The sequence below is a fragment of the Acidobacteriota bacterium genome, from assembly GCA_016716715.1.
Classification (GTDB): domain Bacteria; phylum Acidobacteriota; class Thermoanaerobaculia; order UBA5066; family UBA5066; genus Fen-183.
On record JADJVE010000001.1, the window covers coordinates 71664 to 92798 of the forward strand.

A 21135-nucleotide genomic window follows, 5' to 3' on the forward strand; every position below is an offset into this window, starting at 1 on the left:
CCCGCGCGGCCCGCAACACGCTCGGCCGCAGCGAGTTGCCCCGAAAAAACGAAAGAACGCGCGGGAGGACCGCGCGTTCGCTTTCTCAACGGGGCGTTGTAAGTCTCATCAGGCGGGTGTTGCGGGCTCGAACTCTCCGTCCTCGGCGCGCTTGAGCCCGTACTTGCGAATTTTGGCGTAGAGCGTCACGCGGTCGATGTCGAGGATGCGCGCGGCCTGCGTCACGTTTCCGCCGCTCTGTCTGAGGACGCTTCCGATGTACTGGCGCTCGATCTCCTCGAGGGACGCCGGGTGCTCGGGCGTCGCCCCGGAGGCCGAGCCCTCCTGGAGATTGAGGCCGAGGTGGCGGGCCTCGAGGACCGGCCCCTCCGAGACGACGATCGCCCGCTCGAGGACGTTGCGCAGCTCGCGGACGTTCCCGGGCCACGTGTGGGCGAGGAGGATCGCCATCGCCTCGGGCGAGACGCGCTCCACAGGGCGCTTGAGCTCCGAGGAGAGCTGCTCGAGAAGCCGGTCGACGAGGAGCGGGATGTCCTCCTTGCGGTCGCGCAGCGGGATCAGCGTGATCGTGATGACGTTCAGCCGGTAGAAGAGGTCCTGCCGGAACCGGCCTTCCTCGACCGCGCGCCGGAGGTCCCGGTTCGTCGCCGCGATGATGCGCACGTCGACGGCGAGCGACTCCGTGCCGCCCACGCGCGTGACCCGCCGCTCCTCGAGGACGCGCAGGAGGTCGAGCTGGAGCTTCGGGCTGATGTCGCCGATCTCGTCGAGGAAGAGCGTGCCGCCGCTCGCGGCCTCGAACTTCCCTTCCCGCCGGGCGTTCGCGCCCGTGAACGCGCCCTTCTCGTACCCGAAGAGCTCGGACTCGAGGAGCGTCTCCGTGAGGGCCGCGCAGGACATCGCGACGAACGGCTTGCCGTTGCGCGGGCTCTCGGCGTGGATCGCGCGGGCGAGGAGCTCCTTGCCGGTGCCGCTCTCGCCGAGGACGAGCACCGTCGACGCGCTGCGCGCGGCCGTCTTGGCGAGCTCGAGCGTCGCGAGGAGCGCCGGGCTCTTCGTGACGAGGTCGTGGAAGCGGTACTCCTTCTTGAGGGCCTTCCGGAGGATCACGTTCTCCCGCACGAGGGCCTGCTGCGCGACGATCTTCTCGACGACGAGGCTGACCTCCTCGGGGTCGAACGGCTTGACGACGTAGTCGAACGCGCCCGCCTTCATCGCGTTGACGGCCGTGTCGACGGTGGCGTACGCCGTCATGATGAGGACGGCCGTGTCGCTCCAGCGCTCCTTGACGCGCTTCAGGACCTCGAGCCCGTCGATCCCGGGCATCTTGAGATCCACGAGGAGGATCGTCCAGGGGTGCTCCTCCATGAGCTTCAGCGCCGTGAGCCCGTCGGGCGCCGTCCCGATCGTGTAACCGTCCTTGCCGAGCCAGCCCGAGAGGGACTCCCGGATGATCTCCTCGTCATCGACGATCAGGATTCGCGTGTTCTTCTTGCTCATGGACGTCTCCGTTCTCCGAGAGTTCGCGGGTGCGGGCGCGGCAGGCGCGGCAAAGGACGGGGGACTTGGCGTCGACGTGTCGCAGGCTGGGCGAGCGCGCCATGGCGCAGCGCGCGTCGGCGCAGTGCAGGAGGCCGAACGTGTGCCCGAGCTCGTGCACGGCTTCCTTCTGGAGGCGCAGGGCGATGCGCGCCGCTTCGCCCGGGATGAGCGGCGTGTCGCCGAGGCGGGCCGTCGAGACGACGGCCGCGCGGCCGGACAGCTGCGCCTCGCCGAACACGAAGGTCAGAATCGGGATGAAGAGGTCGGCGTCGGTGACGCCGAGCACGCGGTGCGCGCCCTCGTGCCGGTCCTTCAGCCAGGCGAGGATCCGGGTGGAGGAGTGCTGGCCGCGGCGCGCGTCGAACGCGTCCTCGGGCCTCTCCGGCGAAAGGCCCACGCGGACGGCGCGGTCGAACTCGCGCTCGACGCTTCGGCGCACGCCCTCGAGAAGGTCCGCCGCGGGTCGTTTCTGGCCGAACCACAGGAGGAGGACCTCGCTCATGCGGCGGCGCCCGCCGGCGGCGCCGCCTCTCCGGCGAGCGGGAGCCGGACCGTCATCGTCGTCCCCTCGCCGAGGCGGCTCTGCGCCTTCATCGAGCCGCCGTGCTTCTCGACGACGCCGTAGACGACGGAGAGCCCGAGGCCCGTCCCCATCTGCTTCGTCGTGAAGAACGGGTCGAAGATCTTCGAGAGGTGCTCGGGCGCGATGCCCGTCCCCGTGTCCGCGATCGCGATCTCGACCGCGCCGTCGGCCTTTCGCGACGTCACCCTGAGGGCCCCTCCGTCCGGCATCGCGTCGCAGGCGTTGAGGATGAGGTTCACGAAGACCTGCCGGAGCTGGCCGAAGTCTCCCCGGACGATCGCCGCGCCGTCGAGATCCTTCGTCACGACGACCTGCTGGAGCTGGAGCTTGTGCTGCGTGAGGGAGACGGCCTCGTCGAGCGCCGCTACGGCGTCGACCGCGTGGAGCTCGATGGGCCGCGCGCGCGCGAAGTCGAGGAGGCTCCTCACGATCCGCGTGCAGCGTTCGGTCTCGCGCTGAATGAGGCCGAGGTTCTTCAGGCACGCCGCGCGCGCCGCGTCGTCGATCTCGCCCGCCTCGAGCGTGCGGGACATGAGGCGCGCGAACGTCAGGATGCCCGCGAGCGGGTTGTTGATCTCGTGGGCGATCGAGGCCGAGAGCGTCCCGAGGGAGGCGAGCTTCTCGGACTGGACGAGCGCCTCCTGGGCCTGCTTGAGCGCCGCGGTCCGTTCCTCGACCTGGTGTTCGAGGTCGTCCGCCGCCGCCTCGAGACGCGAGCGCGCGTACTGGAGGTAGGCGCTCATCTCGTTGAACGAGCGCCCGAGCATCCCGAGCTCGTCCTCGGACCGGATGGGCAGCGGCGCCGGCGTGCCGCCGAGAGCGAGGTTCTTCGTCGCCGCGAGCATCTCGGAGACGGGCTTCACGACGAGGAGCTTCACGATCGCGAAGACGAGGGCCGTCAGGGCGACGAGCGCGAGGACCGAGAGGCCCACGATGCGCCACGTCGCGGCGAGGCGCCGGTCGTCCACGTCGCGCAGCGAGAGCGCGACGTCGAGGAGCCCGAGGACGCGCTGGTCCTTCGGGGACGCGTGGCAGCCGGCCGCCGCGCACGCGGCCTCGTTGTAGATCGGCGTCACGAACGAGAGGACGCGGTGATCGCCGACCGTCGTGATCCGGCTGCGGGTCGTCGGGTCGGGGTTCGTGATGGGGGCGCCGGCGCCGCCGTGGCACGGCGCGCAGGCCCCGGCCCTCTTGTCGGCGATGCGTCCGATCTCGGCGCGGTCGGTCGAGTACACGGTCGCGCCCTGCTTGTTGAAGATGCGGACGCTCTCGATCGAGCTGTCCTCGCGGAGGCTCTCGTGCCCGACGATCTCGACGATCCGGTACGCGTCCTCGCGCTGGTCTTTCAGCATGAAGTCGTGCGTCGCGCTCCGGACGGTCTCCGAGAGAATCGCGGCGCTGCCCTGCGCCCGCGCCACGAGCTCGTCGTGCTGGGCGCGGATCGTCACGGCCGCGATGATCGCGACGGGCACGAGGATCGCTGCGGCCGCCGTCGCGGTGATCTTGAAGCCGAGCCGACGGTGGAAGGGGACCCGGGACAGAGTCATCCAAGGTCAATGTCGGGGAGCGGCCGAGCGCCGTCTATCCCCCATTTGAACCATGACGCGGCGTCCTACAATGTGGACTCACGTCTTTCAGAGCCCAGGGCCGCCGCAAATGGGGCATGAGGAGCACCGCCTGGCATTTTCGACGCGCGCCCTCCGACCCTGGACGCCGTGGGCGGCCGGAGCGGGGCTCCTCCTCGGGCTGCACGCTCTCGCGCTCGGCCGCGTGCCGCCCGGCCTCGCCGCCGACCCGGCCGTCGAAGCCCTCCGGGGATTGCGCCTCGTTCTCGAGCGCCGCTTCGAGATCCTCACGGTCTCGATCGGCCCGTCCGCCGAGACGCTCTTCCTCTACCTCAGCGGCGCGAGCCTCGCCGTCTTCGGCCCCGTGCGCTGGGCTCTCGCGGTTCCGACCATCCTCGCGTCCGTCGCCACGGCGCTCCTGACGGCGCGCCTCGCGCGCCGGGCGCTGCCCGCTCTGCCGCTCTCCGTGGCGCTTCTCCTGCCGGCCTCCTCCCTCTGGCTCTTTCACTACGGACAGGTCGGTCTCCGCGCCGCGGCCGCTCCGCTCTTTCTCCTCGTCACCGTTTTCCTCCTGGACGACGCGAACGGCTCCCGGCTCGCCTCCCGTCCGCGCGCCGCGGGCGCCGTGATGGCGCTCTCCCTCTACGCCTACTCGGGCTGCCGCCTGTTGCCGATCGCGTGGGCGGCGCACGCGGCCTGGCGCGCCGTCAAGTGGCCCTCGCTTCGGCCGGGTCTCGCCGCCGAGGCCCGCCGCGTCGGCCTCGCGTTCCTCCTGGTCTCGATCCCGAACATCCTCCTTCTCCTCAGGGCGCCGGATGCCGTGCTGAGTCGCGGCTACTACGTCGACCGCGGAGGACTCCCCGACAAGCTCGCGAACGTCGCGGCGACGTTCCTCCTGCCGTTCGGCTACCCGGACCGTTACCGCGTCTGGCGGGGGGACGGGCACGTCTTCGACATGACGGGCGTCGCGCTGACCGTCAGCGGGATCGACCCGATCGACCCGGTGGCGGCCGCGCTCGCGGTCCTCGGGATCCTCGCGTGGACGCGCCGCCGTGCCTCGAACGGGCTCTCGTTTCTCTTCGTCGTCTGGGCCGCCGGCTGCGTGCTGCTCGGCGCGTTCGGGCCGAGCCTCACGCGTCTCCTGATCCTCGTTCCCGCCTGGATCGTCTTCGCGGCGGTCGGCGCGGACGCCCTTCTCGCCTCCGCGCCGCGCCTGCGTCTGCCCCTCGCCGCGTTTCTCGGAGTCTGGCTCCTTCTGCGCGCGGAGGCGTACGCCGTGACGTTCGGGTCTTCGAGCGCCGCCGCGTGGGCCTTCCACCAGAGGGCCACCGCGATGGGCGAGCGCGCCCGGGACCTCGCCTCCGGCGGGAGCCGCGTCCTTCTCGTCGCGCGGACGGGCCGCGACGTCGTGAAGTACTTCTGCTGGCGGCGGATCGAGAGCGTCTATCTCGTGACGCCGGCCTCGGCCTTCCCGTCGGCCGGCGAGGCGCCGCTGGACGGCTTCGCGCCCGACGTGGTCCTCGTCGAGGGCAACGCGGACTTCGAAGGCTGGGGCGAGAGCGTCGGTCTCGTTCGCACCGGGGGACGCCCGGAGTTCACGGAGTACGCGCGGCCGGGGCCGGCCCGCCTTCCGACCGTGAGGAGCAATCTATGGCGACTTTGGTCGCCGATCTCGCTCTAGGCGCCCGCATGGCGCTGCGTCGCGCGGGCCCGTACCTTTTGCTCCTCGCCGCCAGCCTCCTCGCGTGCTCCCCGGTCCTGATGCTCTCCGGCTGGCCCTGGAACCATGACGGCGTGGCCTGTTTTCAGCGGGTCGAGATCTTCCGCCGTGCGTTCGCGGACGGCGTTCTCGTTCCTCTCTGGACGCCCCTCGCCGAAAACGGCCTGGGCTCGCCGTTTCCGTTCTTCTATCACCGCCTCTTCAACACGCTTGCCGGGGCCGCGGCGCTCGCCACGGGCTCCTCCCTCACGGCCGTCAAGCTGACGATCCCGCTGCTCGTCTTCGCGGGGGCGCTCGGAATGCGCAAGGCGATCCTCGCCATGGGGCTGGACTCGTTCCACGCCGTGAGCGGAGCCCTGCTGCTCGTCTTCTCCAACTATGCGTATACGGATTGGGTCGTGCGGGGCGCCTTCGCCGAGTTCGCGGCCTTCATGCTCGTCCCCTGGCTCACCCTCGCCGCGCTCGGCATCGTCCTCGGGAAGCCGCGCGCGGGATGGGTCCTCGGCGCCGTCCTGGCCTTGATCTTCTTCGCGCACTCCGTCGTCTTCGTCTTCTCGTTCGCGCTCGTTCTCGTCGCCTTCCTCGGGGCTCTCGTCTTCTCGAAGGACTCGCGCCGCCCCCTTCTCCACGCCGGCCAGGCGGCTTTCGTCGTTCTTCCCGCGACGGGGCCCTTTCTCCTCGGTTTCTGGCTCTTCGGAAAGGACGTCGACCTCGACCGCTTCCGGGCGGGAATGTTCAGCGTCTTCCGGAACTTCGCGCCGCTCGGGGAGTACCTCTACGACCGCGGGGGCGGCTGGGCGCCCGGCGCGGGCGGTTTCTCGGTGGAGATCGGAAGGGGTTTCAATACGCTCGCGGTCCTCGGCGCCGTCGCGGTTGCCGTGGGTCTCGTTCGCCGCCGCCTCCCGGCGGCGCGGCTTTGGGAGACGCTCCCGGCGTGGTTCCTGGTCCTCGGATCGGCCCTCTGCACCCTCTTCCTTCAGACGCCCCTCGCGGCGCCGCTCTACCGGCTCGTGCCCCCGCTCCAGTACATCCAGTTTCCCTGGCGCCTGCTCGTCTTCTCGACGCCCGCGTCGATCTTCGTCCTCTGCCTTTCGACCGATCTGCTTCTGGCGGGCGCGTCCCGCCCGTCGATTCGAGGGGGTCTCCGCGGCGTGCTGGCCCTCGCCGTTCTCTTTCAGATCTGGTCCGGCGTCGCTCCGCGGCGCGTCGGCCGGATCCTCTCCGTACCCGAGATCGAGGAGAGCCTGACGACCGAGCGACTCGCCGCCGCCTCACACAGCGGGGAGTTCCGGCCGCGCGGGATTCCGCCGTCGCCCGCGCGGCCCTTTCTCGAGGAGGTCGGCTGCACCGTGGAGGACACCGGCCGCGCCGCGCCGCTCGCGGGAGCGGCCGTCCTTCCACGGCTTCGGCTGGCCGCGGACGCCGCCCCCGGCGGCATCCTCGAGATCAACCAGTTCGCGAATCCGTTCCTCGCGGTGAGCGCCGACCGCGGAGGCCGCGTCGAGACGACGGAGCGGGGCACGCTCCGCGTCCGGCTGCCGGCCGGCAGAAGCGAGATCGTCCTGCGGCCCGTGGGTCTCCTCGAGGCGCTTCAGAACCGGCTTTTCGGGAGCCGGCGCTGAAGGGACCTAGTGGAAGCTCGTGCTCGAGAGCGAGTACATCACGATTCCGAAGCAGCCCGCGTTCAGGAGGAACGTGACGCCCGCGCCGATCCAGAGGCCGCGGATACACGCGTTCCGGCCCTGCTTCTTGAACGCGAAGTGCTGCGGGACGACGTAGACGAGTTGCGAGATCCCGATCCAGAGCGGCCCGGCGACGACCGTGAGCGGGATCTGGATGAGGTGCAGCAGAAGAAGCCTCAGGACGCCGGTCCCGACGGTGTCCTTGGCTGGCGGCCACGAAGCCTTGGGCCCTGCGGGAAGGGGCGGAGGAGGAGGCGGGGCCGGCGGCTCGGGCTGGGGCGGGAGGTCGCTCACGACACCTCCGGGCGGAACGCGGCGTCGACTCCGGCCCTCAGAGCCGAGAGGCGCTCCGCGGCCCCGTCGCGATAGAAGAGGTTGTACGTGTCGAACGGGATCAGCCGCCCGTCCGGCTCGACCATGTGGATGCACGAGCGCTTCGCGACGCGCGTCTCGAAGCCGTGAGCGTCGAGGAACGCGACGATGAGGACGCGGAAGAGGTTCTCGTACGACAGGCCCGAGGGGACGCCGACCTTCGGCAGGCAGCAGAGAAGGTCCTGCAGTGTCTCGGCCGCGGCCTCGGGGCCTGTGCCGGTCGAGAACAGCCTGAGCGCGTGCCGCTTCACGGCCTCGTCCTTCTCGTAGACGATCGTGTTCCGCGCCTCGGCGAGGAGCACCTGCGGGTCGAGGAGGCCGGTCAATGGCACGGCGCGCCCGTCGATCTTCAGCGCGTAGCCCATCGCGAGCGCGTCGGGGTTGCACGGCACGGGAATTACGTCGGCCGCCTTGAAGACGTCCGTCTGCTCGAGGAGGCGCCTCCGCACCTCGGTCAGGGTCAACCGGTCGCGCTCCGGATCGACGCCGTCCGTCCGGCCCGCCACCTGCATGGGCTGGAGCGTGACGCCGCGGACGCTGCGGCGCGAGAGCGCAAATCGGACCAGCTCGCCGATCTCGCCGTCGTTGAGCCCCCGCATGACCGTGACGACGAGTGTGGTCGAGAGGTTGAGCGCGTCGAGACGGTCGAGGGCCCGAAGCCGAGTCTCGGCAAGGGACGCCCCGCGCAGCGCGCGGTTCACGCCGTCGCGCAGGGAGTCGAACTGGAGGTAGACCTCGAAGCCGGGTGCGTAGGACGCGAGCCGCTCGGCGAACCCCTCATCGTTCGCGATCCGGATCCCGTTCGTGTTGACCATGAGGTGGCGGATGGGCCGGCGGCGCGCCGCGTCGAGAATCTCGAAGAACCGGGGGTGAATCGTCGGCTCGCCGCCCGAGACCTGCACCACGTCCGGCGCGCCCTCGCTCGCGACGAGCGCGTCCAGCATCCGCTCCACGTCCTCGAGCGTCTTCGACGTCGTCCTCTCCGGGCCGCTTCCCGCGTAGCAGACCGGGCAGCGCAGGTTGCAGGCGTCCGTGATCTCGAGGAGCGCGAGGCAGGAGTGCTGCATGTGGTCCGGGCAGAGGCCGCAGTCGTACGGGCAGCCCCAGCGCGTCGGCGTCGCGCAGACGCCGGGCAGTTCGGGCGTCTTCAGGAACTTCTCGCGGGCCATCCGCCAGTAGTCCGCGTCGTCCGCGAGAAGGACGCGCGCCTTGCCGTGCTCCGGGCACCACTTCTCGAGGAAGACGGCGCCGTCCTGGAGAAGCACCTTGGCCTCGACGCGCCTCAGGCACGTTGCGCACACGGACGTCGACGTGTCGTAGAAGAGGTACGGCCGCGTTCTCCGCGCGTCCCTCACGCCGGCCGCCGGAGAATCCGTCTCAGGAACACCGATGCATCGTACAGAACGCCGCAGAGCGCCGCGATCTGGATCGCCGTCAGGCCCGCGTAGAGGCGCGCCCGCGGCAAGGCGGCCTCGACCGCGGACGCCACGGGGCCGAACGGAGGCTTCAGAAAGTCGACCGCCACGCGAAACGCGAGATACGACGCCATGAAGATTCGGAACGTGTCGCCGGCATGCACGAGGCGCGGCGCGAAGACGCGGAGCGCCGCGAGGAATGCGAGGAGGAACGCGATCTCGTAGAGCGGCGTCGGATGCCGCCGCACGCCGTCGCCGAAGTCCCAGCCCCACGGGAGTGACGTCGGGAGGCCGAACGTCTCGTCCACGAGGCCCGCCGCGAGGCAGCCGAGCCTGCCCACGACGAGACCTCCGATCACGGGGAGCGTGAACAGGTCCCCGGTCGAGTCGGCAACGCCGAGTCGCGCCTTCGCGATCTCGACGCCGGCGAGGCCGCCGAGCAGGCCCCCGACGATCGTCTTGCCCCCGAGGAGGGCCTCCGCCGACGGGAACCGGGCGCAGACGAAGTCGGGAAACTGCAGGAGGAAGAGCAGCTTGCTGCCCAAGGCGGCACCGAGGATTGCGGCAACGGCGATCCAGCCGCTGTCGGGCTGCGCGGCGAACACGCGTTTCTCTCGCGCCCAGGCGCGCCGCGAGAGAGCGAACCCCGTGAGGTACGCGAGAAGCTCGAAGGCGGCGTGGACGACGGGTCCGTTCAAGCCGCGGCCGCCGGTGCGAAGCGCCGAGGGGAAGGCGCGGAAACCCGCAGGCCGGGTTTCCGCGTCACCTCAGCTGCAGCCGCTCGTCGCTCCGCAGTTCAGGCACTTGTAGCAGGCGCCGCCGCGCACCATGAGGCTTCCGCACTCGTGGCAGCTCGGCGCGTCCGAGCTGTTCTCGAACGTCAGCTTCGAGGCAGAGGCGAGAGGGACGGCAAATCCGATGGCGCGCGGCTCGGCGCCCTCGGACGGCGCGTCCGATTTGATGCCGGCGATCGCCTGGAACGCCGCCGCGATCGGCGCCATCGCCGCGTCGGCCACGGGCGCGAGCGTCGTGAGCGAGGTTGCCACCTTGTAGCCCGACGCCGACGTCGCGGCGCCGGGCTCCTCGCGCGAGATGATCCCGACCCTCTCCTTGAGGTCCGCGGTCAAAAACTTCGACGCGAGCCAGCGGAAGATGTAGTCGACGAGGCTCTTCGCGATCGGGATCTCGGGGTTCTTCGTGTAGCCCGCGGGCTCGAAGCGCATGTGGCTGAACTTCTCGACGAGCGCTTCCAGCGGCACGCCGTACTGGAGCGTCAGCGAGATCGCCGTCGCGAACGCGTCCATGAGGCCGGAGATCGTCGAGCCTTCCTTCGCCATCGTGAGGAAGATCTCGCCGGGCATCCCGTCCTCGTAGAGGCCGACCGTGACGTAGCCCTCGTGCCCCGCGACGGAGAACTTGTGCGTGATCGCGCGGCGCTCGTCCGGCAGCTTGTGCCGGCGCAGCGCGGGCGCGAGCGCCGCGGGCGCGGCGGCGATCACGTTGCCGCGCGCGTCGCGCGTGCCCTTCACGCCGTCGTCGTTCTTGGACGCGGACGTGTTGAGCGGCTGGGTGCGCTTGCAGCCGTCGCGGTAGATCGCGATCGCCTTGAGGCCCAGCTTCCAGCCCTGCATGTAGACGTCCGCGATCTCCTCGACGGTCGCGTCGTTCGGCATGTTGACCGTCTTGCTGATCGCGCCCGAGAGGAACGGCTGGACGGCCGACATCATCCGGATGTGGCCCATCGGCGCGATCGAGCGCGTGCCGCCGAGCGCCTTGAAGGCGCAGTCGAAGACCGGCAGGTGCTCGCTCTTCAGGGAGGGGGCGCCTTCGATCGTGCCTTTCTCGTCGATCCAGCGGACGATCGCGTGCATCTCGTCGTCCGAGTAGCCGAGCCGCGTCAGCGCGTGCGGGACCGTCTGGTTGACGATCTTGATCGTGCCGCCGCCGACGAGCTTCTTGTACTTCACGAGCGCGAGGTCCGGCTCCACGCCCGTCGTGTCGCAGTCCATCATGAAGCCGATCGTGCCGGTGGGCGCGAGGACCGTGGCCTGCGCGTTGCGGTAGCCGTGCTGGCGGCCGGACTCGAGCGTGAGGTCCCACACGGCGCGCTGGGCTTCCCAGAGGTCCTTCGGGACGCCCGGCTTCTCGACGGCGTAGGCCGCGTCGCGGTGCATCGAGATGACCTCGAGGAACGCGTCGCGGTTCGGCGCGTAGCCCGCGAAGGTGCCCATCTCCGAGGCGATCTTCGAGGAGGTCAGGAACGCCTGCCCGTGCATGAGGCTCGTGACTGCGGCCGCGTAGCGGCGGCCTTCCTCGCTGTCGTACGGGAGGCCGTTGTAGATGAGGAGCGCGCCGAGGTTCGCGTAGCCGAGGCCGATCGGGCGGAAGTCGTGCGAGTTCTTCTCGATTGCGGGCGTCGGATAGGACGCCTCGGAGACGAGCATCTCCTGGGCCGCGAAGACGACGTCCACGGTGTGCTGGAACTTCTCGACGTCCAGGCCGCCGTCTTCCTTCGCGAACTTCATGAGGTTCAGCGAGGCGAGGTTGCAGGCCGAGTCGTCGATGAACATGTACTCGGAGCACGGGTTCGACGCGTTGATCCGGTGCGTCGCCTTGCACGGGTTCCACTTGTTGATGAGAGTGTCGTACTGCATGCCGGGGTCGCCGCAGACCCAGGCCGACTCGGCCATCTTCACGAGGAGCTCTTTCGCGCCGAACGTCCCCATCGGCTCGCCCGACGTGACGGCCTTCGTCGTGTGCGTGCCGCCCGACTCGACGGCCTTCATGAACTCGTCCGTGACACGGACGGAATGGTTCGCGTTCTGGAAGGCGATGTTGCTGTAGACCTCGCCGTTGAACGAGCCGTCCCAGCCGGCGTCGATGAGGTCCCAGGCCTTTTTCTCTTCCTTCTCCTTGCAGAGGATGAACTCCTCGATGTCGGGGTGGTCGACGTTGAGGATGACCATCTTCGCGGCCCGGCGCGTCTTGCCGCCGGACTTGATCGCGCCCGCGAAGCTGTCGAAGCCCTTCATGAAGGAGACGGGGCCCGAGGCGATGCCGCCCGAGGAGAGGGACTCGGTCGACGAGCGCAGGTTGGAGAGGTTCGAGCCCGTGCCCGAGCCGAACTTGAAGAGCATGCCCTCGGTCTTGGCGAGGTCGAGGATCGAGGACATCGAGTCCCCGACGGAGTTGATGAAGCACGCGGAGGCCTGCGGCTTCGGCTCGACGCCGACGTTGAACCAGACGGGAGAGTTGAAGCTCGCGGCCTGGTTCACGAGGATGTGCGTGAGCTCGTCGGAGAAGGCATCGCGGTCGGCGGCGGTGCGGAAGTAGCCGCCCTTCACGCCGAAGCCCGTGATCGTCTCGACGACCCGGCCGATGAGCTGGCGGACCGACCGCTCGCGCTGCGGGGTCCCCGGCTTCCCGGAGAAGTACTTCTGGGCGACGATGTTCGTCGCCGTCATCGACCACGCCTTCGGGACCTCGACGTCCTTCTGCTCGAAGAACACCTCGCCCTTCTCGTTCGTGATCGCGGCCGTGCGGAGCTCCCACTCGATCGCGTCGTAGGGGTGCGTCACGCCGTCCGTGTAGACGCGTCGGAACGTGAGCCCGCCGACCCTGGTCCGGGAAGCGGTCTTTCCCGCGGGCTCCGTCCTCGTTCCGGCCTTCGTCTCGCGCGTATTCATGTTGCTCATTGCCGGGAAAGCCTCCCTCTCACCTTCTGATGACGTGAGCGGTTTGTCCTGTTTTTGCCGCCACCCGGCGGCACCTCGGGCCCTTCGTCTAACCGGGGAAGACGACTCTTCGTGATCCGCGGATCGTTGTCAGGTCTGTCGGACAAGGTAGTGCCGCTGAGATGTGATTTCAAGGGGAAAACGCAAGGGATAGTGCTTTTCTTTCTGGGGGCCACTAGATGGTGGGGTTTTCCACCGCCTGTGGGGAATACGCAACCCCTCTCGGGCGTTTGACTTCCGCCGCCGTTCGCAGCCATATTCCACAGGCGGCGTGCGCCGCCGGAGGTACTTTCGATGTCCAGCGCTCCCGAGACCGCCACGCAGGTCGCTTCCCCGTCCGTGTTCCTTCTCAGCGTGACGGATCGCGCCGTCGCGAAGGTGAAGGAGTTCGCCGCGAAAATGCCCGAGGCCGCCAGCAAGCCTTTGCGCGTCTTCATCCAGGGCGGCGGCTGCTCCGGCTTCCAGTACGGCTTCACGTTCGACGACAAGCGGCCGACGGACCACGTCCTCGCCGTGAAGGACATCGAGGTCGTCGTCGATCCGGCGAGCGCCCTCAAGCTCCACGGCGCCACCGTGGACTTCGTCGAAGACATGCGTGGCGCCGGCTTCGCGGTCGAGAATCCGAACGCGACCGGCGGAAGCTGCGGCTGCGGCAAGTCGTTCAGCTGACGCAGAACCGCTCCATCCTGAAGATCGTCTTCCTGACGGTCTTCATCGACCTTCTCGGCTTCGGGATCGTGATCCCGTTGCTGCCGCTCTACGCCGAGAAGTACCACCCGTCGCCGCTCGTCTTCGGCCTCCTCATGTCGAGCTATTCCGCGATGCAGTTCCTGTTCGGTCCGCTCCTCGGCCGCCTCTCGGACCGCTACGGGCGGCGGCCGGTCATCATCTTCTCGCTCGCGGGAACGGTGGTCGGTTATCTCCTCTTCGCCTTCGCGCGCACGCTCCCGATGCTCTTCGTCGCGCGCCTCCTGCCCGGCGCGACGGGCGGGAACATCGGGACGGCGCAGGCCGTCATCGCGGACTCGACGGCCCCGTCGGAGCGCGCGCGCGGAATGGCGATGGTCGGGATCGCGTTCGGCCTCGGATTCATCTTCGGACCCGCCATCGGCGGTTTCGCCGTGCACCTCGGAGAGGCGGCGCCGGGGCTGTTCGCCGCGGGTCTTTCCCTCGTCGCGTGCATCTGGGCCTTCTTCAAGCTGCCCGAGACACGCCCCGCGGGAAAGGTCGCGCCGTCCGGCCCGCTCTTCTCGGCGGGCCCGCTCCTGAAGGCGCTTCGCCGGCCCGAGATCGGCGCCCTGATGCTGCTCTCGTTCGTGACGACGACCGCGTTCGCGAACTTCGAGTCCACGTTCGCGCAGTTCCTCTCGCTCCGACTCGGAGCGGGGCCGTCCACGGTCGCCTGGTTCTTCGTCTTCGTCGGCGTCTGTTCGGTCGTGGTCCAGGGCGGCCTCGTGCGGCGCCTCGCGCCGCGCTTCGGCGAGGCGCGCCTCGTGATGGCGGGCTGCGTCCTCCTGACCGCGGGCTTCCTCCTCCTCAGGCTCGGGACGACGCCGCCGCGGCTCCTCGCGGCCATCGCCGTCATCGCGCTCGGCATCGGGATCACGACCCCCACGCTGTCGTCCCTCGTCTCGCGGCGGACGGCGGCGACGGAGCAGGGCGAGGTCCTCGGGGCGTACCAGTCCATGGCCTCCCTCGGGCGCGTCTTCGGCCCGTTCGCCGGCGAGAACCTGTACCTGCGCGTGGGGCCGGACGCGCCGCACTGGGCCGCCGCCGCGCTGCAGGGCGGCGCGCTCGTCCTTTCCGCCGCCGGTCTCCTGAGAGAGAATGAAAAAGCGCCCAAGGGCGCGGAGGAGTCCCCCCGATGACGCCCCAGGTTCCCACCGCACACCAGCTCTCGCGCGACTGCCCGGCCATCCGGATCCCGTCGGGCGAGCCCCTCACGCTCAAAGCCGGCACGGACGTCTTCCTCACGCAGTCGCTCGGCGGAACGCTCACCGTGCAGGCGCCCGCGCTCGGCGGCCTCTTCCGCATCTCCGGTGCGGACGGAGACGCCCTCGGCATCACGGCGGGCGCCGACGAAGGCGCGCCGGCCGCCGCCGCGGGCCCGGTCAGCGAAGACGCGCTCTGGGACTCCCTCAAGACCGTGTACGACCCCGAGATCCCCGTGAACATCGTGGACCTCGGCCTCGTCTACGACCTGCGCGTCCTCGCCGCGGAAAAGGGCGGCACGCGCGTCGAGGTGAAGATGACGCTCACGGCGCCGGGCTGCGGGATGGGCCCGGCGATCGCATCGGACGCGCAGTCCCGCGTCGCGCGGGTGCCGGGCGTGAAGGAAGCGGAGGTCCAGCTCGTTTGGGACCCGCCCTGGAGCGCGGAGATGATGACGCCCGAGGGAAAGCGGATCCTCGGGATCGCCTGACGCGTTACTGCAGCGGCACGCGGCCCGCGAACCCCTCTTCGTAGCCGTGGAAGAACTCGAGGGACTCCTCGGGCCACTTCCAGCAGTAGTAGCCAGCGCCCGAGTCGAAGTCCACGAGCCACGGTCCCTTCACCTCGATCCCGAGAGCTTCGAGCTCCGCGCGCCAGCCGTTCAGAATCCCCTCGACTTCGCGTTCCGTGCGCCGCCGGGCCGTCTCGGCGTCGTCGTCGTCCACGGCCGCGAGGCCGTCGAGCGCCTCGAGTGCGCGCCGCGTCTTCTCGCGCACGGCCGGGAGCAGCGTGCGCGCCTCGTCGAACGTGAACGTCTTGCGGATGGGCTCGGTCACGGCCCGAGGATAGCGCGTCCCCGGCCTATGATCCCGGCGTGAATCCGCTCTCGAAAGACGCCGCCTCCACGGATGCCGCCGCCGTCGCCCTCCGGCGGACGCTTCACGCGCGGCCCGAGACCGCTTTCGAGGAAGTCGAGACCGCGCGCCTCGTCGCCGGCCGCATGCGCTCGCGCGGTTTCTCCGTGAGGACGGGCCTCGGAAAGACCGGCGTCAGGGCGGTGCTCGACACGGGCCGGCCCGGGCGGACCGTGCTTCTGCGCGCCGACCTCGACGCGCTGCCCGTCGCCGAGAAGACCGGCCTGCCGTTCGCGTCGACGAACGGCCGTATGCACGCCTGCGGGCACGACGGGCACATGGCCGCCCTCGACGCGGCGGCCGACCTCCTGCTCCTCGACCCGCCCGCGGGCGGCCGCGTGGTCTTCGCGTTCCAGCCGGCCGAGGAGGGCGCCGGGGGCGCCGCCGCGATGATCGCCGACGGCGTCCTCGACGACCCCCGCCCGGACGCCGTCTTCGGCATCCACCTCTGGACGTCGCTCCCGCTCGGAGCGGCGGGCGTCGCGTCCGGCGCCATGATGGCCGCCGTCGACGAGTTCCGGATCGACGTCACGAGCCCCGGCGGGCACGCGGCCTCGCCACACGAGACGCGCGACGCGGTCGTCGCCGCGGCGCTCGTCGTCACGGCGCTTCAGACCGTCGTCGCGCGGCGCCTCTCGCCGCTCCAGCCCGCCGTCGTGTCCGTCACGTCCGTGCACGGCGGCTCCGCGTTCAACGTCCTTCCCGAGTCCGTGACGCTGACGGGCACCTGCCGCTCGTTCGACCGCGACGCGCGGGAGCGCCTCGCGGCGCTCGTCCCGGAGATCGCAGCCCACGCCGCCGCCGCCGCGGGCTGCGGGGCGAAGACCGTCTACGAGACGCGCACCCCGGCGCTCGTCAACCACCCCGGCGAGGCCGCGCGCGCGCGGCGCGCGGCGGACGCCCTCCTCGGCGCGGGGCGCGCGACGGCCGAGTGCCGGACGATGGGCGGGGAGGACTTCTCGGAGTTCCTGGAGCGCGTCCCCGGCGCCTTCGCGTTCGTCGGCGCCGCGCGCACGGACGGCCCGCGCGGACCGTGCGGGCCACACCATGCGCCGGACTTCGACTTCGACGAGCGGGCTCTCCCGCACGCGGCCCGCCTCCTCGCCGCGTACGCCCGCGACGTTCTCTCGGCCCCGCCCGCGTGAGTCTCGCGCTCGCGCTCGCCGTCTACGGCGCCGCCGTTCTCCTCGTCGGCGCCGTCTCGGCGCGGAAGGCCTCGCGCTCCAAGGACGCGTTCCTCGTGGCGGACCGCGGGCTCGGAGCGTTCCGGGCGGGCGTCGCGCTCTCCTCGACCGTCATCGGCGGCTCGACGACACTCGTCCTCGCCGCGCTCGTGGCGGCGAAGGGCCTCCCCGCGCTCTGGCTCGACCTCGCGGGCGCGCTCGGCCTCCTCGCGTTGGGCGCGTTTCTCGCCCCCCGCCTCCGGGCGACGGGCGCGACGACGATCGCGGAGGTCATCGGACTCGCGTACGGCCCGGGCGTCCGGCGCATCGCCGCGACGCTCGTCGTCTCGGCCGAGATCGTCTGGTTCGCGCTCCTCACGGAGGCGACGCGAACCGTGATCGTCGCGGCGACGCCGTGGGATCCGGGCCGCGTCCTCGTCCTGACGGCCGCGCTCTTCGTCGTCTACACGGCGCTCGGCGGCCAGCGGGCCGTCGTCGGGACGGACCTCCTGCAGTTCGCGCTCATGGTCTCCGGCCTCCTCCTCGTCGCGCTCCCGCTCGCGCTCGCGGCGCTTGCGCGGACGCCGCCGCCCGCACGACTCCTGACGTTCCCCACGGGCCCGGCGTTCTCGTGGGCCGACGTCCTCGCGCTCTTCGTCCTCGTCGGCCTGCCGCACGCGGTCGGGAGCGACGTGTGGGGGAAGCTGCTCTCGGCGCGTGACGCGGCATCGGCCCGGCGCGCGGCGTTCGGTGCGGCGGGCGCCAAGCTCGCGTTCGGCCTCGCGACCGCGGCCATCGCCCTCGCGGGCGTCGCGCTCGGCGTCGGCGGGCCGCCCGCGCAGCTTTTCCCGCGCACCGTGTTCGCGCTCGCCGGCCCCGCTCTCGCGCCGCTTCTTCTCGTCGCGCTCGTGGCGACCATGCAGTCCTCGGCGGACTCCGTGCTCCTGTCGGCCGCCGCCGCGACGGCGCACGACCTCGTCCCGGGCGCCGGGGTGCGCTTCGCCCGCATGGCGGTCGTCGCGTACGGCGCGGCCGGCCTCGCCGTCGCGCTCGTCCTGAACGACCTCGTCGAGACGTTCCGGCTCGGCTACACGCTCTTCGCCTCGGGCCTGATCCTGCCGACGCTCGCGGCGTTCGTGCCCGGCGTTCGCGTGGACCGCCGGTTCGCGGGTGCGGCAATGCTCCTCGGCGGCGCCGCGGCGATGCTCGAGCGCTTCGCACACGTCGCCGGCGTCGACCCGGTCCTCGCGGGCACCGGTGTCAACGCGATCGTCCTCGCGTGTGGCGTTCGCCCGAGGTCTAGGCCAGTCCCGTGACGCGAAGCGCCGCCGCCACGACGGCGCGGCGTGGCGCCTCGGGAACCGGAGCGTCGGGACCGTGCCCGTTGCGCGCCGCCACGAGGGCGCCGTCCATCAGGACGAGCACGAAGCGGACGGCGTCGTCCGGCGGGAGCGCTCCCTTCGCCGAGACGTCCGCGATCGTCTTCGCGAGGAGCTTCGCCCGCGGGTCGTCGATCTCGGGCGCGCTGCCTTCGGTGCGCGCGGGCCCGGCCAGGCGGTGGAGGAGACTGAGACGGGACAGCGCGGGGCGCGACCAGCCGAAGTTCCAGAGCGCTTCGACGACGCCGGTCAGGCGCTCGGCGGGCGAGCCCGCCGCCGGACCGTCGGGAACCTCTCCGGCGACCGCGGCGTCGAGGACGGCGCGGTAGAGGCGCTCCTTGTTCCCGAAGTGATAGTGGAGGGTCGCGACGTTCACCCCGGCCCGGGCGGCCACCTGGCGCGTCGTGGCGCCGACAAACCCAGACGCTGCAAAACTTTCCTCCGCGGCCCTGAGGATGTCGCGCCGCGTCTCGGCCGGGTCGCCGTCGCGCGGACGACCCACGTTGCGCTTCTTCATGCCGTTAATCCGTACCCATGGCGAATTTGGATTCTAAACAAACCGGAGGATTGGTCGGCGCACGGTCAATGTTAGCGTCCGCCAAGGTGAACGCGTCGAAGGCCGTTTCGTTCCGGGTCCGGCCGGCCCGCGCGGCCGAGTGGCCGAAAACCGCCGCGGACGCGGCGCTCCTTGCCACGGACCCCGACGGCGCGCTCGTGGCCGCCGCCGCGGACGGGCGCATCCTCGGACGCGCCGCCGCCGCGGTGCGCGAGGACGCGCTCCTCCTCGCGCGCCTCGAGGTCGACCCCGCTGCGCGGGGCGGCGGCGTGGGCCGCGCGCTCCTCGAAGCCGTGCGCGCCTACGGCGCCGCGCGGCGCGCCCGCGCCCTCGAGGCGCTCGCGCCTTCCGGCCCGGAGGGCGTCGCGTTCCTCCTCCGCGCCGGGCTCTCGCTCCGCACGCTGGTCCTCTCGTTCACGGGAGCGCCGCCGAAGAGCGCGGCCGGCGCCGGCGCGCTGGAGCCGGTCGGTCTCGGCGCCCCGCTCTCGGGCTGGGTCGCGGACCTCGAGCGCGAGACGCGCGGCTTCGCACGCGTTCCCGAGTGGGAGCGGGCCGTCGCCACCGGAGAGGTGCTCGCGCTGCGCCGGCGCGGGAGGCCCGAGGCGGTCGGCGCGCTCCGCCGCGCCGGGACGCGCGCGTGGATCGGTCCGGCCGCGGGCCGGAGCCCCGAAGCCGCCGCGCAGCTCTTCCTCGCGCTGGCGGCGCGGGCGGGCGCCTCCGGCGCGTCGCGCCTCGTCGTGCGCGTCCCCGCGGAGGCCGCCGCCCTCCTTTCGGCCGCGCGGAGCCTCTCTCTCGTGGCCGGCGAGGCGATCCCGCTTCTCACGCTCCGCCGGCGCGGCGACTTCCGGCGGATCGCGGGCGCGCCGGGCGCGCTCTTCTGAGTGTGAGGCCGACGTGCCGGCGGACACTTCCGGCCGGAGGGCCGCAACTTTGGCGGCCTTTTTGCGTCGAAACCGGGTCACAATCTCTTCGAGAGGAACCGATCGCATGCGCCTCATTCCCCGCTCCGCCCTCGCCGCCGCCTTCTTCCTGTCCACGGCCCTTCGCGCGGACACGCCGGCCACGACGCAGTGGGTCGTCACGTCCGCGCATGCCTCCGGCGGCGGAAACGACTACGTCACGGGCCTCCGGATCGTGAACCCGAACGCGGCTGCCGCGACGGTCGACATGTATCTCCTCCCCGCGAGCGACGGATCGGGTGACAACAGCGCGGCGCCGAAGGTCACCGTCACGGTTCCGGCGAGCGCGACGCTCGCGATCGACGACGTTCTGTCCACGAAGTTCGGCACCGTCGGGGCCGGCGGCATTCGCGTCGAATCGACGGGCGCGACGCCGCAACCCGTGTGGGTCCTCTCGCAGACGCTCGTCGTCAACGCGAAGAGCTCGACGGGCGTCCCGGGCACGAACGGGTTCGCGATCCCCGCGCAGAACACGGACCAGCTCGTGGCGCTCGGCGAGACGGCCTACGTCCCGTACGTCTCGTCCTCCAGCAGCGGGTCGAGCGGCTACCGGACGAACCTCTTTCTGCTGTCGGCGAACGCGACCGGCTCGACCGTCGTCACGGTCACGCTCCTCAAGGGCGACGGAACGGTCCTCGGGACGCGCGACGTCACCCTCGCGAAATACGCCCAGACGCAGATCAACGGCATCGCGGCGTCCTTCGGCTACACCGCGAACGACACGAACCTCACGGCCACCGTGAAGGTCAAGAGCGGCGGCCCCGTCGCGACCGGCGCCTCCGTGATCGACAACGCGATCGCGTCGATCAGCTACTCGCCGCCCGTCAAGGTCGCGATCGCGAACAACGGCGCCTTCGGGATCCTGCTCAACGACCCCTACGGCGCCGCCGGCCGGGCCGACGTCGTCGACGGCAACGGCGACTTCCTCTACGTCACGATCGTCGTCGAGAACTGCGCGGGGGGGCCGACCGGCTTCAGCTTCCAGGCGTTCGGCCCGTCGTTCGGGCCGTCGCTCCAGAACACGAGCTTCGTCAGAAACCCGACGGACGGATCCATCACGTTCTCGGGAGCGGATCCGAGCAGCACCTTCAGCGGCTCGATCCTCTCCCGGTACGACGGCTCGATCCAGGGCACGATCACCTACACGCGCGCCTCCGGTTCCGCCGGCGCCCCGTGCGGCGGGGCGACGGCGACGTACGCGTACCGCGGCACGAAGGCTTTCAAACTCCCGTGAGAATCGCCCGCGCCGCGGCGGCTCTCGCCGTCGCCGCCCTCGCCCTCTCCGCCGCCGCTCCCGCGCGCGCGGCGGACCTCTACGGCAAGCCGCTGCGCGGCCTGACGGCCGTGAGCGTCGCGGCGGTCGTGGCCGCGCCGGCGAAATACGCCGCGAAGGCCGTGCGCGTCGAGGGGAAGAACGAAGGCGCCGCGGGAAAGCCGGCGCTCAAGGAAGGCGACGCGGTCCTCCCGATCGTGTCCGACGGCTCGTGGACGCTGCCCGAGGGCCTTGCGGGCGGAACGCTCGCCGCCGAGGGCCGCGCGGAAACCCGCGAGGGACGCGCCGTCTTCGTGGCGGCCGGTGTCGAAGTCCGGGGTCTCGAGAGCCGGCGCTAGACTCGCTC

At 71.1% G+C, this 21135-nt stretch carries 18 protein-coding genes; 9 read left to right on the forward strand and 9 right to left on the reverse strand.

The window, feature by feature from the left end; translation table 11 throughout:
- Window positions 1-108: 108 nt before the first annotated feature.
- From IPL89_00365 to IPL89_00375, 3 genes are read right to left on the reverse strand one after another with little or no spacing between them, the layout of a single operon-like run.
- Window positions 109-1500 carry a sigma-54-dependent Fis family transcriptional regulator gene (locus IPL89_00365; protein ID MBK9061651.1) on the reverse strand — a complete coding sequence of 464 codons (1392 nt, stop codon included), beginning with the start codon at window positions 1498-1500 and terminating at the stop codon, window positions 109-111.
- A complete protein-coding gene (locus tag IPL89_00370) occupies window positions 1463-2044 on the reverse strand; it encodes a peptidase M54 (GenBank protein ID MBK9061652.1) in 582 nt (193 codons plus the stop codon). The genes IPL89_00365 and IPL89_00370 overlap by 38 nt, the downstream gene beginning before the upstream one ends.
- Complete coding sequence (locus tag IPL89_00375) at window positions 2041-3672, reverse strand: HAMP domain-containing protein (protein ID MBK9061653.1); 1632 nt, start codon at window positions 3670-3672, stop codon at window positions 2041-2043. The genes IPL89_00370 and IPL89_00375 overlap by 4 nt, the downstream gene beginning before the upstream one ends.
- A gap of 109 nt (window positions 3673-3781) precedes the next feature.
- On the opposite strand from IPL89_00375, the gene IPL89_00380 reads away from it, so the two are divergent.
- Together IPL89_00380 and IPL89_00385 are read left to right on the forward strand one after the other, a co-directional pair.
- Entirely contained in the window at window positions 3782-5371 is a 1590-nt protein-coding gene (locus IPL89_00380) for a hypothetical protein (protein ID MBK9061654.1), read from the forward strand.
- Between the two features lie 8 nt (window positions 5372-5379).
- Entirely contained in the window at window positions 5380-7032 is a 1653-nt protein-coding gene (locus tag IPL89_00385) for a hypothetical protein (protein ID MBK9061655.1), read from the forward strand.
- Between the two features lie 6 nt (window positions 7033-7038).
- Here the strand turns inward: IPL89_00385 and IPL89_00390 are convergent, their stop codons facing one another.
- The 4 genes from IPL89_00390 to IPL89_00405 form a co-directional block, all read right to left on the reverse strand.
- On the reverse strand, window positions 7039-7386 hold the full coding sequence (locus IPL89_00390; protein ID MBK9061656.1) for a hypothetical protein: 348 nt from the start codon (window positions 7384-7386) through the stop codon (window positions 7039-7041).
- Window positions 7383-8819, reverse strand: coding sequence for a radical SAM protein (locus tag IPL89_00395; protein ID MBK9061657.1), 1437 nt, complete (start codon window positions 8817-8819; stop codon window positions 7383-7385). The genes IPL89_00390 and IPL89_00395 overlap by 4 nt, the downstream gene beginning before the upstream one ends.
- A complete protein-coding gene (locus tag IPL89_00400; GenBank protein MBK9061658.1) occupies window positions 8816-9577 on the reverse strand; it encodes a prolipoprotein diacylglyceryl transferase in 762 nt (253 codons plus the stop codon). The genes IPL89_00395 and IPL89_00400 overlap by 4 nt, the downstream gene beginning before the upstream one ends.
- A gap of 69 nt (window positions 9578-9646) precedes the next feature.
- Entirely contained in the window at window positions 9647-12565 is a 2919-nt protein-coding gene (locus IPL89_00405; protein ID MBK9061659.1) for a vitamin B12-dependent ribonucleotide reductase, read from the reverse strand.
- Between the two features lie 278 nt (window positions 12566-12843).
- On the opposite strand from IPL89_00405, the gene IPL89_00410 reads away from it, so the two are divergent.
- Both IPL89_00410 and sufT read left to right on the forward strand, forming a co-directional pair.
- Window positions 12844-14481 carry an MFS transporter gene (locus IPL89_00410; protein MBK9061660.1) on the forward strand — a complete coding sequence of 546 codons (1638 nt, stop codon included), beginning with the start codon at window positions 12844-12846 and terminating at the stop codon, window positions 14479-14481.
- Complete coding sequence (gene sufT, locus IPL89_00415; protein ID MBK9061661.1) at window positions 14478-15035, forward strand: putative Fe-S cluster assembly protein SufT; 558 nt, start codon at window positions 14478-14480, stop codon at window positions 15033-15035. The genes IPL89_00410 and sufT overlap by 4 nt, the downstream gene beginning before the upstream one ends.
- A 4-nt stretch (window positions 15036-15039) precedes the next feature.
- Here sufT and IPL89_00420 read toward each other — a convergent pair whose 3' ends face one another.
- Window positions 15040-15369, reverse strand: coding sequence for a DUF2203 domain-containing protein (locus tag IPL89_00420; GenBank protein ID MBK9061662.1), 330 nt, complete (start codon window positions 15367-15369; stop codon window positions 15040-15042).
- Window positions 15370-15419: 50 nt separating this feature from the next.
- On the opposite strand from IPL89_00420, the gene IPL89_00425 reads away from it, so the two are divergent.
- Both IPL89_00425 and IPL89_00430 read left to right on the forward strand, forming a co-directional pair.
- Window positions 15420-16604 carry an amidohydrolase gene (locus IPL89_00425; GenBank protein MBK9061663.1) on the forward strand — a complete coding sequence of 395 codons (1185 nt, stop codon included), beginning with the start codon at window positions 15420-15422 and terminating at the stop codon, window positions 16602-16604.
- Window positions 16601-17938 (forward strand): hypothetical protein, encoded by a 1338-nt coding sequence (locus IPL89_00430; protein ID MBK9061664.1) that lies wholly within the window; start codon window positions 16601-16603, stop codon window positions 17936-17938. The genes IPL89_00425 and IPL89_00430 overlap by 4 nt, the downstream gene beginning before the upstream one ends.
- Here IPL89_00430 and IPL89_00435 read toward each other — a convergent pair.
- Window positions 17922-18518, reverse strand: a complete 597-nt coding sequence (locus IPL89_00435; GenBank protein MBK9061665.1) for a TetR/AcrR family transcriptional regulator — start codon at window positions 18516-18518, stop codon at window positions 17922-17924. The genes IPL89_00430 and IPL89_00435 overlap by 17 nt on opposite strands.
- A gap of 68 nt (window positions 18519-18586) precedes the next feature.
- On the opposite strand from IPL89_00435, the gene IPL89_00440 reads away from it, so the two are divergent.
- The 3 genes from IPL89_00440 to IPL89_00450 all read left to right on the forward strand — a co-directional run bounded on the left by IPL89_00440 (window position 18587) and on the right by IPL89_00450 (window position 21127).
- The gene (locus IPL89_00440; protein ID MBK9061666.1) at window positions 18587-19438 is read left to right on the forward strand and encodes a GNAT family N-acetyltransferase; all 852 of its coding nucleotides are present in this window, start codon (window positions 18587-18589) and stop codon (window positions 19436-19438) included.
- A 106-nt stretch (window positions 19439-19544) separates the two neighbouring features.
- Window positions 19545-20750 (forward strand): hypothetical protein, encoded by a 1206-nt coding sequence (locus IPL89_00445; protein MBK9061667.1) that lies wholly within the window; start codon window positions 19545-19547, stop codon window positions 20748-20750.
- Window positions 20747-21127 carry a hypothetical protein gene (locus IPL89_00450; protein ID MBK9061668.1) on the forward strand — a complete coding sequence of 127 codons (381 nt, stop codon included), beginning with the start codon at window positions 20747-20749 and terminating at the stop codon, window positions 21125-21127. The genes IPL89_00445 and IPL89_00450 overlap by 4 nt, the downstream gene beginning before the upstream one ends.
- The last annotated feature ends 8 nt before the right edge of the window (window positions 21128-21135 follow it).